Source organism: Streptomyces sp. TLI_55 (assembly GCF_900206255.1).
Taxonomy (GTDB): Bacteria; Actinomycetota; Actinomycetes; order Streptomycetales; family Streptomycetaceae; genus Streptomyces; species Streptomyces aquilus.
In genome coordinates this window covers 637,966-654,040 of the sequence record NZ_OAOJ01000001.1, presented here as the reverse complement: position 1 = coordinate 654,040, position 16,075 = coordinate 637,966, and the positions used below count along the sequence as shown (strand labels likewise).

Genomic DNA, 16,075 nt, shown 5'->3' with positions numbered 1-16,075 from the left:
TCACTCCGCCGCGGGCTCGGTGGGCAGCAGGGTCTCGCGGGCCTTCGGGAGGATGTTCTCGATGTAGTCCGCGACGACCGCGTCCAGGGGGATGTCGTGCTGGGCCCGCTCGGACAGGTACCAGCGGTGTTCCAGCAGCTCGTGGTAGATCTCGGCCGGGTCCATCGCACCGCGCAGCTCCACCGGCACGGCGCGCACGGTCGGCCGGAACACGTCCCGGACCCAGCGGTGGGCGAGGACCTCGGGGCGGGCGCCGAGGGGGTCGCCCGGGGCGTAGTCGTCCTGGGTGGCCATCCAGCTCTCCAGGTCGTTGAGCAGTCGCCGGGCCTGGTTCTCCTCGGTGTCCAGGCCCGTCAGCCGCAGCAACTGGCGCTGGTGGTGGCCGGCGTCGACGACCTTGGGCACGAAGGTGACCGTGTCGCCGTTGTTCGCGTGCTCGATCTGCATCTCGGCCACGTCGAAACCGAGGTCGTTGAGGCGGCGGATGCGGCGCTCGATGTAGTGGTACTTGCCCGCCGGGTACACCGAGGTACGGGTCAGCTCCTCCCACAGGCTGCGGTAGCGCTCGCAGATCTCCATGCCGAACGCGATCGCGTCGACGGAGGGGTGCAGCGCCCCCGAGGCCTCCAGGTCGAGGAGCTCGCCGCTGATGTTCACACGGGCCAGGTCGAGGTCGTACTCGCGCTGTCCGTTGCTGAGTTGGGGGTGCAGCTCGCCGGTCTCGGCGTCGACGAGATAGGCGGCGTAGGCGCCCGCGTCCCGGCGGAAGAGGGTGTTGGACAGGGAGCAGTCGCCCCACGCGAACCCGGCCAGGTGCAGACGGACGAGGAGGACGGCCAGGGCGTCCATGAGGCGGTGCATGGTCGCGGGCCGCATCGTCGTCTCGAACATCGACCGGTACGGCATCGAGCCGCCCAGATGCCGGGTGACCAGGACGGACTCCAGCGGGTTGCCGTCGGTGTCGGTGCGGCCCGTGACCACGGCGAGCGGGTCCACGGACGGGATGGCGAGCCGGTCGAGGTCGCGGAGCATGTCGTACTCGTTGAGGGCGGGCCGCTCGGCGAGCTCCTTGACGGCGATGACCTCGTTCCCGGCGCGGGCGTAGCGCACCACGTGCCGGGATATGCCGCGCGGCAGCGGGACCAGGACCTCTTCCGGCCACTCCTCCAGGGGAACGTCCCACGGCAGCTCCAGCAGGAGCACGGGATGCTCCGGGTTCGTCGCGCTGATCTGCAGTGCCATGGGCCGTTCGTCCTCGTCTCGCGGAGACCGTCTCGCGGTGATCGTCTCGCCGTGATCGTCACCTCACCTTAGAGCGCGCGCTCCTTGGCCAGAAGTGCCGCTTCACGGAGTGGACCGCGGTGCGCCGGGCCGTGCCCCGGCAGCATGAGATCGCCTTCCAGCTCCGCGAGGACGTCCAGCGACGCGACGGCACGGGCGCGCTCGTGGTGGAACATGTCCGGCAGCAGCTGCGGGCCCTCGATCCGTGAGGTGGGGTGGCCGCTCACCAGGGCGTCCCCCGAGATCAGCACGCCGGCCTCCGGGAGGTGGAAGGCGACGTGGCCGTCGGTGTGGCCCGGCGTGTGCACCGGGACCGGGCGGCCGGGCACGTCCAGCGGGTCCGGCTCGGGGAACGCCTCCGGCTTGCTCACCGGGACGTGCGCCGTGCCGCCGTTGCGGATCGCGCGCAGCGCCCACGGCACCACGCCCGGCCGCCAGCCGTTCTTCATCACCTCCCCGACGGTGACCTGCTGAAGGAACTCCCGCCGGGCGTGCGGCACTTCGGCCTCGTGCAGCAGCACCGGCGTGCCGTACGCGGCGCGCAGATGCTCGGCGGAGCCGAGGTGGTCGTTGTGGGCGTGCGTGATCAGCACCGCCGTGACCGCCTCCGGTGAACCGCCCACCTGGGTGAGGGAGTCGAGGACCAGCGCGCGGTCCCCGGGATAGCCGGTGTCGACGAGGGTGAGCGCGTCGCCCTCCGTCAGGATCACCCAGTTGGTGTGGGAGCCGTGCACCAGGTAGGTGCCGTCGGCGACTTGCTGCACTTCAGCCCGCATGATCGTCCCGCTCGATGAGGAGGTTCGCTGCCCGACGGGGGCATCACATCAGATGGGTCGGCAGGGGGTCGAGGCGGGGGAAGGGCTGCCTCCGGCACCGTCCGCCGGAGGCAGCCCCCTGCGTGCGCCCGAAGCGGCCGCCTCTCCGCCTCAGTGCACGCCGTGCGGGCGGAACTGGACGCTGATGCGCGGTCCCGCGGCTCGCGTGGTCTTCGGTACGCAGTGCTCCCAGGTCCGCTGGCAGGTGCCGCCCATCACGATCAGATCGCCGTGGCCCAGCGGGCGCCGGACGGTGCCCCCGCCGCCGCGCATCGGGCGCAGCAGCAGATCGCGGGGTGCGCCGACGGACAGGATGGCGACCATCGTGTTCTCACGGGCGCCCCGGCCGATCCGGTCGCCGTGCCAGGCGACGCTGTCCCGGCCGTCGCGGTAGTAGCAGAGCCCGGCGGTGGTGAACGGCTCGCCCAGCTCGTCGGCGTAGTGCGCGGTGAGCGCCTCGCGCGCCTCGGTCAGTGCCGGGTGGGGGAGGACGTCTTCGCGGCCGTAGTACGCGAGCAGGCGGGGGACGTCGACGACGTTGTCGTACATCTTCCGTCGCTCGGCGCGCCAGGGGACCTCGACGGCGAGCTGTTCGAACAGGGTGTCTGAGCCCGCCAGCCAGCCGGGCAGCACGTCGATCCAGGCGCCGGAACCGAGCTCGGTGCGGGTGACTCCGTCGAGGGGGCCGAGGCTCAGGCGGTCGGTCTGGTCGAAGAGGGAGGCCTGGAGGTGCGTGGACATGGAACCAGCGTACGCCTTATTCGAAAATCTGTTCCCATGGGGAGGTGCTGGATTCCCGGGTCTTTCGATACATCTGTGTATCCGATACATTCGCGTATCGAACCGGGGTCGGATGACGGAGGACGGTCGTGGAGACAGCGCGGCGCGTGACGAAGCGGCGGGTGCGCACCCGCGCCAATCTGCTCGACGCCGCCTTCGCGGTCTTCGCGGCCAAAGGCTTCGGGCGCGTCTCCATCGAGGAGGTCTGCGAGGCCGCCGGATACAGCCGGGGCGCCTTCTACTCGAACTTCGACAGCCTCGACGAGCTGTTCTTCGCCCTCTACCGGGAACGCGCCGACCTGATCGCCGACCAGGTGGCCGGGGCACTCGCCCTGGACGGGCCCGACCTCGACGTCCCCGCCGCCGTCGACCGCGTCACCGAGGTGCTGCTCCTCGACCGGGACTGGCTGCTGGTGAAGACGGACTTCCTGGTGCACGCCGCCCGCGAGCCCGCCGTCGCCGAGAGCCTCCTCGAACACCGGGCGCGGCTGCGCGAGGCGATCCGGGAACGGCTCGCCCGCGCGCGGGGCCACACCGCACTGCCCGCCGTCCTCGCCGACCTCGACGGCGCCGCTCACGCCGTCGTCGCCGCGTACGACGGCGTCACCACCCAACTGCTGCTCGACCGGGACGTCGCACACGCCCGCGCCTGGCTCAAGCAACTGCTCACCGCGCTGCTGACCGACGGCAGTACCACTGACACCACCGCATGAGGAAGGGACGGTCGCCATGGATGCCGACGTCATCGTCGTCGGAGCCGGCCTCGCCGGTCTGGTCGCCGCGCACGAACTGACCAGCCGGGGCCGCAGGGTCGCGCTCGTCGACCAGGAGAACGCCGCCAACCTCGGCGGACAGGCCTTCTGGTCCTTCGGCGGGCTGTTCCTCGTCGACTCCCCGGAGCAGCGACGGCTCGGCATCAAGGACTCCTTCGACCTGGCCTGGAGCGACTGGCAGGGCAGCGCCGGCTTCGACCGCGTCGACGACGAGGACTCCTGGGCGGTGCGCTGGGCGCGCGCCTACGTCGAGTTCGCCGCCGGCGAGAAGCGGTCCTGGCTGGAGGGGCACGGCATCAAGTTCCTGCCCACGGTCGGCTGGGCCGAGCGCGGTGATCTGCGCGCCCACGGGCACGGCAACTCCGTGCCGCGCTTCCACATCGCCTGGGGCACCGGCACCGGCGTCGTCGAGCCCTTCGTGAACCACGCCAAGCAGGCCGCCCGCGACGGGCTGCTGACCTTCTACCACCGCCACCAGGTCGACGCCCTCGTCATCGAGGACGGCCACGCCCGGGGCGTACGCGGCACCGTCCTCGCCGAGGACAACTCCGCGCGTGGCGTGCAGTCCAACCGCGACCGCGTCGGCGATTTCGAACTGACCGCCCAGGCCGTCGTCGTCACCACCGGCGGCATCGGCGCCAACCACGACATCGTGCGCCGCTACTGGCCCGAGCGCCTCGGCACCCCGCCCACCGAGATGGTCACCGGCGTCCCCGCCTACGTCGACGGCCGCATGCTCGACATCAGCGCCGAGGCGGGCGTACGGCTGGTCAACCGCGACCGCATGTGGCACTACACCGAGGGCCTGCAGAACTGGGACCCGATCTGGCCCGGCCATGGCATCCGCATCCTGCCCGGCCCGTCCTCCCTGTGGTTCGACGCGCTCGGCCGCCGCCTTCCCGACCCGTGCCTGCCCGGCTACGACACACTCGGCACCCTCAAGCACCTGCGCACCACCGAGGACATCGCCGGATACGACCACTCCTGGTTCATCCTCACCCAGAAGATCATCGAGAAGGAGTTCGCGCTGTCGGGCTCCGAGCAGAACCCCGACATCACCGCCAAGGACCGCGTCGGGTTCCTCAAGACGCGGGTGCTCGGCAAGGGGGCGCCGGGGCCGGTCGACGCGTTCCTGCGCAAGGGCGCGGACTTCGTGACCGCGCCCGGGCTGGAGGAACTCGTCGAGAAGATGAACGCCCTGACGGACAAGCCGCTCCTCGACGCCGCGGAGATCCGCCGTCAGATCGAGGCGCGCGACCTCCAGATCGCCAACCCGTACAGCAAGGACGCCCAGGTCCAGGGCATCCGCAACGCCCGCCGCTACATCGGCGACAAGCTCGGCCGCGTCGCCACCCCGCACCGCATCCTCGACCCCGAGGCCGGCCCGCTCATCGGCGTCAAGCTGCACGTCCTGACCCGCAAGACCCTCGGCGGCATCCAGACCGACCTGGACTCCCGGGCGCTGGGCGCCGACGGCAACCCGATCGAGGGCCTGTACGCGGCCGGCGAGGTAGCCGGCTTCGGCGGCGGCGGCGTCCACGGCTACAACGCCCTGGAGGGCACGTTCCTCGGCGGCTGCCTGTTCTCGGGGCGGGCGGCGGGGCGGGCGGTGGCGAAGCAGACGGGGTGAGACGTCAGTTGTGAGGCGGCTGGGTGGGCGGGGTTGTCGGGGTGGGCTGTGTGACCGGCGACCGCCCCCTCAACCCAACAGCCGTACCAGAACCGCCGCATGACTCTCCTCCGGCGTCTTCGCGGACGTCAGCAGGGTCACCGGCCCCTTGGCTGTCAACTCCCGCACATGGTCCAGGAGTTCTGCCGCCTCCGGCTCCGCCAGCTCCGCCTCGTAGCGCCGTGCGAACTCCTCGTACGAGCCCTCGCCCGCGTGGTACCAGCGGCGCAGCTCCGTCGACGGGGTGAGGGCCTTGGGCCACTCGTCCACCCGGGCCGCGTCCTTCGACAGGCCGCGCGGCCACAGCCGGTCGACCAGGACGCGGACGCCGTCCTCGGGTTCGGGCGATTCGTAGACGCGGCGGACGCGAACGCTCACTGCGGGGCCTTTCTCCGAGGTCGGTGGTGTCCGGAGAGTAGCTCCGCGCGTGTGACGACTTGACCTGATGCTGGGCGAGTTCCGCGGAGATCACCTTTAGTGTGAAGCCGTCCCCGCCCCTCGACCGTTGGAGCGCCCGTGCCCAGAGTCGTCCGACGCACCTTCGTGCTCGGCACCGTCCCCGTCGCCCTCGCCGCACTGATCGGCGCCGCGGCACCCCCGTCGGCGGGCACGGCCGGTGTCGGCGACCCGTACTTCCCGCTGGCCGGCAACGGCGGCTACCACGTCCACCACTACGACCTGACCCTCCGTTACGACCCGTCGAGCAAACACCTCGCCGGCAAGGCCGTCCTCACCGCCCGCGCCACCCAGGACCTGAGCCGCTTCAACCTCGACCTGAACGGCCTGAAGATCACCGGCCTCACGGTCGGCCGAGACAAGGCGGACTTCAGCCGCCACGGACAGGAACTCACCGTCACCCCGCGCAAGGCCCTGCACCGCGGCCAGTGGTTCCGCGTCACCGTCACCTACAAGGGCACCCCGGCGCCGGTCACCGACCCGGACGGCTCCCTCGACGGCTGGATCCCCACCGACGACGGCGCCTTCGTCGCGGGCGAGCCCCAGGGCGCGATGACCTGGTTCCCGGCGAACAACCACCCCAAGGACAAGGCGTCGTACGACTTCACGATCACCGTTCCCGACGGCCGCACCGCCGTCGCCAACGGCGTGCTCCTCGGCAAGCGGAGCGAACACGGGCAGACCACGTTCCGTTGGCGCCAGAGCGAGCCCATGGCCGCCTATCTGGCCACGGCGACGGTCGGGAAGTTCAAGGTCACGCAGTCCACCACCCGCGACGGCATCCGGATCTACAACGCCGTCGACCCGCGCGAGGTGGCCAAGGCGGACCCGGTCCTCAAGCAGCTGCCGTCCGTGCTCGCCTGGGAGAGCAAGCTCTTCGGGCCGTACCCCTTCAAGGCGGCCGGCTCGATCGTCGACCGCGCCCCGAACGTCGGCTACGCGCTGGAGACCCAGACCCGGCCCGTGTACGACCGGGCGCCCGACCTGAGCACGCTCGTCCACGAGAGCGCCCACCAGTGGTTCGGTGACTCGGTCAGCCTCACCTCCTGGAAGGACATCTGGCTCAACGAGGGCTTCGCGACCTACGCCGAGTGGCTCTACGACGAACAGCACGGCGGCGACAGCGCGCAGAAGACCTTCGACGCGCTGTACGCACGTCCCGCGAGCGACGGCCTGTGGGAGTTCCCGCCGGGCGACCCGGGCAGCGGCGCGAACATCTTCGGCACCCCGGTGTACGCGCGCGGCGCCATGGCCCTGCACAAGCTCCGCAAGGCCGTCGGGGACCGGACGTTCTTCCGGATCCTGCACGCCTGGACCGCCGAGCACCGGGACGGGCACGGGACGACGGCGCAGTTCGTGGCGCTCGCGGAGCGCGAGTCGGGGAAGGACCTGGACGCTCTGTTCCGGACCTGGGTGTACGGACAGGGCAAGCCCAGCGCACCCTAGGGAGAGGTGGAGCCGACCCGGCCCTCCGACCTGACGAGTTCCAAACAAGTGTCGGCGAAGGTCGACCCATGATCACTCGCAGACCCCACGTCGTACTGCTGGCCGCCTCCCTCGCGCTCACGGGGTGCGGGGGAGGGGCCGCGGCCACCCCCGAGCGGGCGCCGGTCACCACCACGATCCGGCCCGCGCCGCCGGTCTCCCTGGACGTGGCCCCGCAGCAGCTGCCCGGTCTGGGGCCGAAGACCTGGGCGAAGGTGCCGGGCGACGCCCGGCAGGCCGTCGTCGTCACCGGACGCGGCAAGAACTCCCCGCGGTCCACCGTCGTCCTGTACGAGCGCACCGACGCGGGCTGGGAGGCCGGGGAGACCTGGCCCGCGCACAACGCGCTGCGCGGCTGGAGCGACGACCACCACGCCGGCGACCTGCGCTCGCCCATCGGAGTCTTCGGCCTCACCGACGCCGGCGGACTGCGCCGCGACCCCGGCACCCGGCTGCCGTACGACCAGGGCGGCGGCTTCACGGCGACCGGCACCGGCTTCGAGGGCGAACCCCTGGCCGGCTCCTTCGACTACGTCGTCGCGATCAACTACAACCGCGAGCCCGGCACCTCCCCGCTCGACTGGACCCGTCCGCTCGGCGCGGGCCGCGGCGGCGGCATATGGCTGCACGTCGACCACGGCGGCCCCACCCACGGCTGCGTCGGCATCGCCGAGCGGCACATGAAACAGCTCCTCCGGGCCCTGGACCCGGCCCGTCACCCGGTCGTCGTCATGGGCGACGCCCACTCCCTGGCCCGTTGAGCGGCTTAGGCTTCGCCGGGTGTGCGCACATGTGCTGGTCGCCGAGGACGACGAGATGCAGGCCGAACTCATACGCCGCTCCCTGCTGGCGGAGGGCCACACCGCCACCGTCGTCCACGACGGCGGGGCCGCCCTCGACGCGGTGCGGCGGCTGCGGCCCGATCTGGTCGTGCTCGATCTGATGCTGCCGGTGTTCGACGGGCTCGGCGTGTGCCGGGCGCTGCGGCGGGAGGGCGACGTCCCGGTGCTGATGCTCACCGCCCGTGCCACCGAGGAGGACGTGCTGCTGGGCCTGGACGTCGGCGCCGACGACTACATGACCAAGCCCTACAGCCCGCGTGAGCTGATGGCGCGCATCCGGACGGTGCTGCGACGCAGCGGACGCGGCGCGGTGCCCGTACGGGCCGCCGGGGTGGAGGTCGATCCCGTGCGGCACGAAGTGCGCTGCGACGGGGAGCCGGTGGAGTGCACGCCTGCCGAGTTCGCCATCCTGCTCGCCATGACCGCCGAGCCCGAACGGGTCTTCTCCCGGCGGCAGTTGCTGGAGTGCACCCGCGGCATCGACCGGGCGTCCACCGAACGGGCCGTCGACGTCCACATCATGAACCTGCGCCGGAAGATCGAGACCGACCCGCGCAGGCCGGTGCGGCTGCTGACCGTGTTCGGCGTCGGCTACAAGCTCAGCGGCGGCCGTGGATGAGCCGCCGCATCCCCCTGCGCAAACGCCTGTCGGTCCGGCTGCTCGTCGCCTCGGTGCTGATCGCCGTGTGCTCGGTGGCGGCGACCGCGTGGCTGGCGGTGGAGACGACGACCCGGGCGCTGCGGGAGGAACAGGGGCAGGTGCTCGCCGAGGACATGGACGTCCTCGCCCGGCTGAGCGGGTACGCGGCGACCCACCCGACGTGGAAGGGGGTCGGCGAACTCGTCCGCTCCCTGTCCGAGAAGACCGGCCGCCGGATCGCCCTGACCACCACCGACCGCACCCCCCTCGCCGACTCCGCGCCGGCCGGCACCTCGCTGCCGCCCCGTGCCGCCGCCACCGTCGACCCCCTGCGCACCGACACCTACACCGAGCGCGGCGCGCAGCGCAGCGGCGTCGACCCGCGGGTGGTCGGGCCGTACCGGCTGACCGCCGAGGAACGCGCCAAGCTGGGGAAACTGGCGCTGGTGCGGCAGAAGTGCTTCGCCCGGTTCGGCATCGAGACCGGCATCGTCAAGACACCCAGCGGACGTCCGGTCCTCAGCAACGACGACGACGTGCCCGACGACTGCGCCGACGGACGCCTCAACACCCCGACCCCCACCGAGGAGAAGGCCCTCGCGGACCTGACGGAGCGTGCCCGCGGCTGCCTGGGCCGACAGGACGTGAAGCTGGCCGACGCGCTGTTCGTCGGCTTCGATTTCACCGACCGGAGCCTGGGCGGCCGCTACCAGCTGGGAAAGGTCGACGTACCGCCGGGCTCGGCGTCCGCCCGCAAGTTCCAGGCCTGCGTCGACAGCGCGCGCCGCGCCCAGCTCGACCCCTACGTGGCACCGGCCGCCGAGCTGTTCCTGGGCGGCGGCGACCGCACCGCGGTGCGGTTCGACATGTCACCGGCCAACAAGGCCAAGGTCGTCGGTGCCGCCGGGCTCGTGCTCGCCGTCACCGTCGCGGTGACCGCCGTCGTCGCCACCCGGCTCGTCCGGCCGCTGCGCGCGCTGACCGCCGCCGCCCAGCAGCCGCCCGAACTGCATGTGCGGGTGCCCGTGACCACGCGGGACGAGACCGGCATCCTCGCCGCGGCCTTCAACGACCTCACCGAACGCCGGGAACGCCTGGAGGCCCAGCGCAAGGCGATGGTCAGCGACATCGCCCATGAACTGCGCAGCCCGCTCACCAACATCCGCGGCTGGCTGGAGGTGACCAGGGACGGTGTCGTGGCCCCGGCACCGGAGCTGCTGGCCTCGCTGCACGAGGAGGCGCTCGTCCTCCAGCGCGTCATCGACGACCTCCAGGACCTCGCCGCGGCCGACGCCGGCACGCTGCGGCTGCACCGCGAGCCCGTCGCCGCCGGTGAGTTGCTCGGTCAGGTCGCCGCCGCCCACCGCGTCGCGGCCGACGCGGCGGGCGTCACCCTGCGCACCAGGACGGACGGCGAGCTGTGGCTGGACGCCGACCCGGTGCGGATGCGGCAGGCGCTCGGCAACCTCGTCTCCAACGCGCTGCGTCACACGCCCGCCGACGGCACGGTCACACTGTCCGCGCGCGCCGACGGCGACGACGTGGTCCTCGACGTCACCGACACCGGCAGCGGCATCGCGCCCGAGGACCTGCCACATGTCTTCGACCGCTTCTGGCGCGCCGAGAAGTCCCGCAGCCGCCGCACCGGAGGCAGCGGCCTGGGCCTGCCGATCGTCCGCCACCTGATGGCCGCGCACGGCGGCACGGCGGAGGCGACGAGCGAGCCCGGCACCGGAAGCGTCTTCACCTTGCGGGTCCCCGGCCTACCCGGAGGAACGTCCGGCCCTGGCCCGGCGTCGTTGCAGTGAACGTCGTTCGGTCTCGCTCGTACCGCCCCAGACGCCGATCGCCTGCCCCGTCTCCATGGCCCACTCCAGGCACTGTTCCCGCACCGGGCAACGCCCGCAGACCGCCTTCGCCTGCTCCGTCTGCACCAGTGCCGGGCCCGTGTTGCCGATCGGGAAGAAGAGGTCGGGGTCCTCGTGGCGGCACGCGGCATGGGTTCGCCAGTTGTCCATCGATGTCACCTGCGCTCCAAGTCGTCCGTGCCCTCGCGGATGGCTTACTCGCTTTCGGGTCACCTGTCGATGCGCATGTGAAACAACGGAGTTCGAAGAGACTTGGTTCTACTGCTCGCGCAGGCCCCACGGCGAGCCGTACGCGGTGAGCAGATCCAGGTAGGGACCGGCGGGGAAGGCCTCCGGTCCGAGGACGCCCGCACCCTTCCACGCACCGGTGGCGAGGAGTTCGAGGGCGACGACCGGGTTGACCGCCGTCTGCCACACCACCGCCTGGCTGCCGTACTCCGCCATGGACCACTGGTTGTCGACCACGTGGTACAGGTACACCTCGCGCGGCGCCCCGTCCTTCACGCCCTTCACCCAGGTGCCCGCGCAGGTCTTGCCGTGCATCCGCTCGCCCAGCGTCGCCGGGTCGGGCAGACAGGCCGCCACGACGTCCCGGGGCGAGACCCGCGCGTCCCGGACGGTGACCGGGTCGGTGCGGTCCAGGCCCAGCTTGTGGAGGGTCTTGAGGACCTCGATGAACTCGTCGCCCAGGCCGTACTTGAAGGTGACCCGCCGCGCCCCGATCCAGCGGGGCATCAGCAGCACCTCCTCGTGCTCGACGTTCACGCACTCCACGGGGCCGATGCCCGCGGGGAAGTCGAACACCTCCGGCTCGCTGAACGGCGCGGTGGTGAACCAGCCGTCGGCCTCGTAGACGACCGGCGGGTTGAGGCACTCCTCGATCGTGGTCCAGATGCTGAAGGACGGGGCGAAGTCGTAGCCGTCGACGGTGAGGTTCGCGCCGTCGCGGACGCCGATCTCCTCGATCTCGTCGAAGAGTTCGTCCGCCGCGTACCGCGCGAAGACATCCGACAGACCCGGCTCGACCCCCATGCCGACGAGGGCCAGCAGCCCCGCCTTCTCCCACTCCACGGCGTCCTCGAACTGCGCGTCGCCCAGCTTGACCCCGCACTCCTCGTAGGGGCGCTCGGGGTGCGGACGCGACAGGGACATCGCCATGTCGACATAGGTGGCGGAGGCGGCACGGGCCGCGCGGAACAGCGGCATCACGAAGCGCGGGTCGGTGGCGTTGAGGAGGACGTCACAGGCGTGCCGCTCAAGGAGCGCCGCCACCGCGGCCTCGTCACCCGCGTCGACGCGCTCGGCCCGGAAGCGGGCCCCGTCCGCACCGAGCGCCGCCACGGCCGCCTCGGCCCGCGCCAGGTCGTAGTCGGCGACCACCATCGCCTCGAAGAACGACCTCCGGGCGGCGATCCGGGTGACGGCGGTGCCCACCCCTCCGGCACCCACGAGCAGTACACGCATGACAACACTCCTACGGCTGAAGGTCTACGACGTGAGGGGCCCGCCGTCGATACAACGCCGCCGCTTCCCTTAAGGTCAATGGCGTTGGCATAAGCGAGGAGGTCGTGGCCGTGCCGAAGCCGGTGGTTCCCGAGGAGAAGCGGCGCCGACGCCGCCCCACCAAGAGCGGCACCATCCTCACGGAGGAGCTGATCGTCGAGACCGCGCTGCGCATGCTGCGCGAACACGGCAGCGCCGGCCTGACCGCCCGCCGCCTCGGCCTCGCCCTGGACGCCGACCCGAGCACCCTGTACCGCTACTTCCGCGGCATGGACGACCTGACCCTCGCCATCGGCGACGCGCTCATCGGCCAGGCCCTGCGCGGCTGGGAGCCGACGGGGGAGTGGCGGGCGGACCTGCGGGCCGTCGGCCTGCGCCTGCACGCCGCGTACCTCGCCCATCCGCAGGCCGCCCTGCTGACCACGAGCCGGGTCACCGGCCGCCCCCATGAACTGGCGGCCGACGAGGCGGTCCTCGACGTGCTGCGCACGGCCGGGTTCCCGCTCCCCGACACCGTGCGCATCTACCACGCCTTCATCGACCAGACCCTCGCCTTCGCCGCCCTCGACGCCGCCTCCCTCGCCCTGCCGAGCGCCGCGCTCCACGCCGACGAGGACATGTGGAGCTCGACCTACGCCCACCTGCCCCGCACCACCCACCCCCGCATCGCCGAGGCCGCGCCGCTGCTGGCGAAGCGCATGGTGGACAGCGCCTATCCGACGGCGCTGGAGATGCTCCTGGACAGCGCAGAGTCCCAGCTGGCGTTGGTGGGCGGGGATCGCTCAGCTCCGTAGCGCCTGGGCCGCCGCCGTCGTCACCGCCTCGGCGACCGCGGCAAGGGCGGGGGAGTCCAGCTTCCACTGCTGCCAGTACAGCGGGACGTCGAGCGGCCGCTCCGGCGCCAGCTGGACCAGGTCCCCGGCGCGCAGGAGCGGGCCCGCCTGCACCTGCGGCACCATGCCCCAGCCGAGCCCCAGCGTCACCGCCTCCACGAACCCCTCGGAGGTGGGGATGGCGTGCCGCGCCGGGCTCGCTCCGTCGCTGCCGTGCCCCAACTCCCGCACGAAACGGTCCTGATAGGTGTCCCGCCGGTCGAAGGTCACCACGGGCGCCTTCGCCAGCGCGTCGCCCAGGGGCCCGCCGAGATACCGGTCCACGAAGTCGGGGCTCGCCGCGGCGACGTACCGCATCCGGCCCAGCGGACGCACCGAGCAGCCCGCGACGGCGTCGGGCGACGACGTCACCGCGGCCATCACCAGCCCCTCCCGCAGCAGGGTCGCCGTGTGTTCCTCGTCCTCGCGGTGCAGCTCGAAGCGGAGCGGCGGCTCGTCGGGCACCCGGGTCAGAGCGGGCAGGAACCACGTCGCCAGCGAGTCGGCGTTGACCGCGATCGACACCCGCGTCGGCTCGCCGTCCGCGCTCGCGCCGAGCTCGGCCCACGCGTCCCGCTCGATCCGCGCCAGCTGCCGCGCGAACCGCACGACCACCTCGCCCGACTCGGTCGGCCGCACCGGCTTGGACCGCACCAGCAGCACCCGGCCCGTGCGCTGCTCCAGTGCCTTGACCCGCTGACTGACCGCCGACGGTGTCAGATGCAGCACCGCGGCGGCCGCGTCGAAGGTGCCCTCGTCGACCACCGCGAGCAGGGTCCGCACCTGGTCGAGAGGAAGCTCCGCCATCATGACCACATCACGAGCGCTAATGATACGTAAGAATCTTTAGCTGTACTCCATCCATGCCTCTGACTAGCGTCGATGCCATGACCGCCTCGCTCTCCGCCGCAGCCGCCGGCTTCGGCACCGGACTCTCGCTCATCGTCGCCATCGGCGCCCAGAACGCCTTCGTCCTGCGCCAGGGCATCCGCCGGGACGCGGTCCTCGCCGTCGTCGGCATCTGCGCCCTGTCCGACGCGGCCCTGATCGCCCTCGGCGTCGGCGGGGTGGGCGCGGTGGTGGTGGCGTGGCCCGGCGCGCTGACCGCGGTCGGCTGGATCGGGGGCGCGTTCCTGCTCGGCTACGGCGCCCTCGCCGCCCGGCGTGCGGTCCGTCCCGGCGGGTCCGGCCTGCGCACGGACGGTGACGCGGCCGGGTCCCGCAGGCGGGCGGTGCTCACCTGTCTCGCGCTGACCTGGCTCAACCCGCACGTCTACCTCGACACCGTCTTCCTCCTGGGCTCCGTCGCCGCCGACCGGGGCGACCTGCGCTGGACCTTCGGACTGGGGGCGGCGCTGGCGAGCCTGGTCTGGTTCGCGGCGCTCGGTTTCGGCGGACGCCTGCTCGGCCGTTTCCTGGCCCGCCCGTCCGCCTGGCGCGTCCTGGACGGGCTGGTCGCCACGATGATGATCGCCCTCGGCGCCCTGCTGATCGCCGGCGCCTGAGGCCCCTGAGTCCCGCCCAACGGCCGTTCCACAAGGTGAGATTGTGCGTCCCGCCTGCTCGTACGCAAGTGTCATAGTGAACCCTGGTCCCGAAAGATGTAACGAGCAACCAGGAAGTCCGTGGACACGAGCGAGAGCAGCACCGCACCGCAGACACCGGCCCCGGCCCCGGCCGAGGCCCCGCCGGCCCGGCGCGGCTGGCGCCGCTGGGCGATGGACACCCGCCCGCTGCGCCGCCCCGCCTACCGCAGGCTGTGGAGCTCGACCGTCGTCACGGCCGTGGGCAGCCAGCTCACCGCCGTCGCGGTGCCCAAACAGGTCTACGACATCACCGGCTCCTCGGCCTGGGTCGGCTACGCGAGTCTCGCCGGGCTGCTGCCGCTGATGGTGTTCGCGCTGTGGGGCGGCGCCGTCGCCGACAGCGTGGACCGCCGCAAGCTGCTCCTGGTCACCAACAGCGGCATCGCGCTCACGTCGCTGCTGTTCTGGTTCCAGGCCGTCGCCGGGCTGGAGTCGGTGGCCGCGCTCATGGTGCTGCTCGCCCTTCAGCAGGCGTTCTGGGGCCTGAACGCGCCCGCCCGCACCGCCTCCATCGCCCGCCTCGTCCCCGCCGAGGAGCTGACCGCGGCCAACGCCCTCGGCTCGACCGTCGCCCAGACCGGTCAGGTCGTCGGGCCGCTGCTGGCGGGCGCCCTGATCCCGGTCATCGGGTTGCCGGAGCTGTACCTGATCGACGCCCTGGCGCTGTGCGTCACGCTGTGGGCGGTCTACCGGCTGCCCTCCCTGCCGCCCCTCGCGGCACAGACCAAGCGCCGGGCGGGCCTGCGCGAGATCGCGGAAGGGTTCCGCTACATCGCCCTGCACAAGGTGCTGCTGCTGTCGTTCCTCGCCGACGTCGTCGCCATGGTCCTCGGCATGCCCCGCGCCCTGTTCCCGCAGCTCGCTGGCGAGACCTACGCGCCGTACGGCGAAGGGCTCGCCCTCGGCCTGCTGTTCGCGGCGATCCCCATCGGCGCGGTGCTCGGCGGCCTGTTCTCCGGCACCTTCTCCCGGGCCCGCCGGCACGGCTGGATGGTCATCGGCGCGGTGGTGGCCTGGGGCGTGGCCATCACCGGGTTCGGGCTGAGCGACAGCCTGTGGCTCGCGGTGGCCTTCCTCGCCCTGGCCGGGGTCGCGGACATGGTCTCCATGGTGTTCCGCGGCGCGATCCTGCTGTCCGCGGCCACCGACGAGATGCGCGGCCGGATGCAGGGCGTCTTCACGGTCGTCGTCGCGGGCGGCCCGCGCCTCGCCGACGTCCTGCACGGCACCGCGGGCGCCGCCTTCGGCCCGCGCGCGGCCGTGACGGGCGGCGGGCTGCTCGTCGTCACCGTGATGCTGGGCCTGGCCGCCACGGTCCCGGCACTGCGCCGCTACCGCGTCTGACCCGGCGACCCGGTTCTACAGGATCCGGCACCGCTACGGCGTCCGACCCCGCCGCCCGGTCCTGCAAGACGCGGCGCCGCTACGGCGTCTGATCCAGCGGCCTCGTCCTACAGCGTGCGGCGCCGCTACGGCGTCTGACCCGCAGCCCCGGGTCCTGCCGG

16 protein-coding genes are annotated in these 16,075 nt (G+C 72.3%); 9 read left to right on the top strand and 7 right to left on the bottom strand.

What is annotated here, in order from left to right; all coding sequences use genetic code 11:
- From CRP56_RS03215 to CRP56_RS03205, 3 genes are all read right to left on the bottom strand, one after another.
- Complete coding sequence (locus tag CRP56_RS03215; RefSeq protein WP_097259951.1) at window positions 1–1,242, bottom strand: DUF4032 domain-containing protein; 1,242 nt, start codon at window positions 1,240–1,242, stop codon at window positions 1–3.
- A gap of 68 nt (window positions 1,243–1,310) precedes the next feature.
- Window positions 1,311–2,057, bottom strand: coding sequence for an MBL fold metallo-hydrolase (locus CRP56_RS03210; protein ID WP_097259949.1), 747 nt, complete (start codon window positions 2,055–2,057; stop codon window positions 1,311–1,313).
- 150 nt (window positions 2,058–2,207) lie between these two features.
- Entirely contained in the window at window positions 2,208–2,837 is a 630-nt protein-coding gene (locus tag CRP56_RS03205; RefSeq protein WP_097259947.1) for an alpha-ketoglutarate-dependent dioxygenase AlkB, read from the bottom strand.
- Between the two features lie 128 nt (window positions 2,838–2,965).
- On the opposite strand from CRP56_RS03205, the gene CRP56_RS03200 reads away from it, so the two are divergent.
- Window positions 2,966–3,589: a TetR/AcrR family transcriptional regulator gene (locus CRP56_RS03200; protein ID WP_097259945.1), complete on the top strand. Its 624-nt coding sequence runs from the start codon at window positions 2,966–2,968 to the stop codon at window positions 3,587–3,589.
- Between the two features lie 16 nt (window positions 3,590–3,605).
- A complete protein-coding gene (locus CRP56_RS03195; protein WP_097259943.1) occupies window positions 3,606–5,279 on the top strand; it encodes an FAD-binding dehydrogenase in 1,674 nt (557 codons plus the stop codon).
- A 69-nt stretch (window positions 5,280–5,348) separates the two neighbouring features.
- On the opposite strand, the gene CRP56_RS03190 is transcribed toward CRP56_RS03195, so the two are convergent.
- The gene (locus tag CRP56_RS03190; RefSeq protein ID WP_097259941.1) at window positions 5,349–5,696 is read right to left on the bottom strand and encodes a DUF488 domain-containing protein; all 348 of its coding nucleotides are present in this window, start codon (window positions 5,694–5,696) and stop codon (window positions 5,349–5,351) included.
- Window positions 5,697–5,834: 138 nt separating this feature from the next.
- On the opposite strand from CRP56_RS03190, the gene CRP56_RS03185 reads away from it, so the two are divergent.
- The 4 genes from CRP56_RS03185 to CRP56_RS03170 all read left to right on the top strand — a co-directional run bounded on the left by CRP56_RS03185 (window position 5,835) and on the right by CRP56_RS03170 (window position 10,549).
- Complete coding sequence (locus CRP56_RS03185; RefSeq protein ID WP_097259938.1) at window positions 5,835–7,220, top strand: M1 family metallopeptidase; 1,386 nt, start codon at window positions 5,835–5,837, stop codon at window positions 7,218–7,220.
- 68 nt (window positions 7,221–7,288) lie between these two features.
- Entirely contained in the window at window positions 7,289–8,020 is a 732-nt protein-coding gene (locus CRP56_RS03180; RefSeq protein ID WP_097259936.1) for a L,D-transpeptidase family protein, read from the top strand.
- Window positions 8,021–8,039: 19 nt separating this feature from the next.
- A complete protein-coding gene (locus CRP56_RS03175) occupies window positions 8,040–8,720 on the top strand; it encodes a response regulator transcription factor (RefSeq protein WP_097259934.1) in 681 nt (226 codons plus the stop codon).
- Window positions 8,717–10,549, top strand: a complete 1,833-nt coding sequence (locus tag CRP56_RS03170; RefSeq protein WP_097259932.1) for a sensor histidine kinase — start codon at window positions 8,717–8,719, stop codon at window positions 10,547–10,549. Before CRP56_RS03175 ends, CRP56_RS03170 begins: the two co-directional genes overlap by 4 nt.
- Here CRP56_RS03170 and CRP56_RS03165 read toward each other — a convergent pair.
- Both CRP56_RS03165 and CRP56_RS03160 read right to left on the bottom strand, forming a co-directional pair.
- Window positions 10,505–10,759: a WhiB family transcriptional regulator gene (locus CRP56_RS03165; RefSeq protein WP_059197130.1), complete on the bottom strand. Its 255-nt coding sequence runs from the start codon at window positions 10,757–10,759 to the stop codon at window positions 10,505–10,507. The genes CRP56_RS03170 and CRP56_RS03165 overlap by 45 nt on opposite strands.
- 108 nt (window positions 10,760–10,867) lie before the next feature.
- Window positions 10,868–12,073, bottom strand: coding sequence for a saccharopine dehydrogenase family protein (locus tag CRP56_RS03160; RefSeq protein WP_097259930.1), 1,206 nt, complete (start codon window positions 12,071–12,073; stop codon window positions 10,868–10,870).
- Between the two features lie 110 nt (window positions 12,074–12,183).
- Between CRP56_RS03160 and CRP56_RS03155 the strand changes: the two genes are divergently transcribed.
- Window positions 12,184–12,906, top strand: coding sequence for a TetR/AcrR family transcriptional regulator (locus tag CRP56_RS03155; RefSeq protein WP_097273677.1), 723 nt, complete (start codon window positions 12,184–12,186; stop codon window positions 12,904–12,906).
- Here CRP56_RS03155 and CRP56_RS03150 read toward each other — a convergent pair.
- The gene (locus CRP56_RS03150) at window positions 12,895–13,794 is read right to left on the bottom strand and encodes a LysR family transcriptional regulator ArgP (protein ID WP_097259928.1); all 900 of its coding nucleotides are present in this window, start codon (window positions 13,792–13,794) and stop codon (window positions 12,895–12,897) included. The two genes, CRP56_RS03155 and CRP56_RS03150, sit on opposite strands and share 12 nt — an antisense overlap.
- Window positions 13,795–13,871: 77 nt before the next feature.
- Between CRP56_RS03150 and CRP56_RS03145 the strand changes: the two genes are divergently transcribed.
- Together CRP56_RS03145 and CRP56_RS03140 are read left to right on the top strand one after the other, a co-directional pair.
- Complete coding sequence (locus CRP56_RS03145) at window positions 13,872–14,489, top strand: LysE/ArgO family amino acid transporter (RefSeq protein WP_097259926.1); 618 nt, start codon at window positions 13,872–13,874, stop codon at window positions 14,487–14,489.
- Between the two features lie 120 nt (window positions 14,490–14,609).
- The gene (locus CRP56_RS03140) at window positions 14,610–15,914 is read left to right on the top strand and encodes an MFS transporter (RefSeq protein ID WP_097259924.1); all 1,305 of its coding nucleotides are present in this window, start codon (window positions 14,610–14,612) and stop codon (window positions 15,912–15,914) included.
- The last annotated feature ends 161 nt before the right edge of the window (window positions 15,915–16,075 follow it).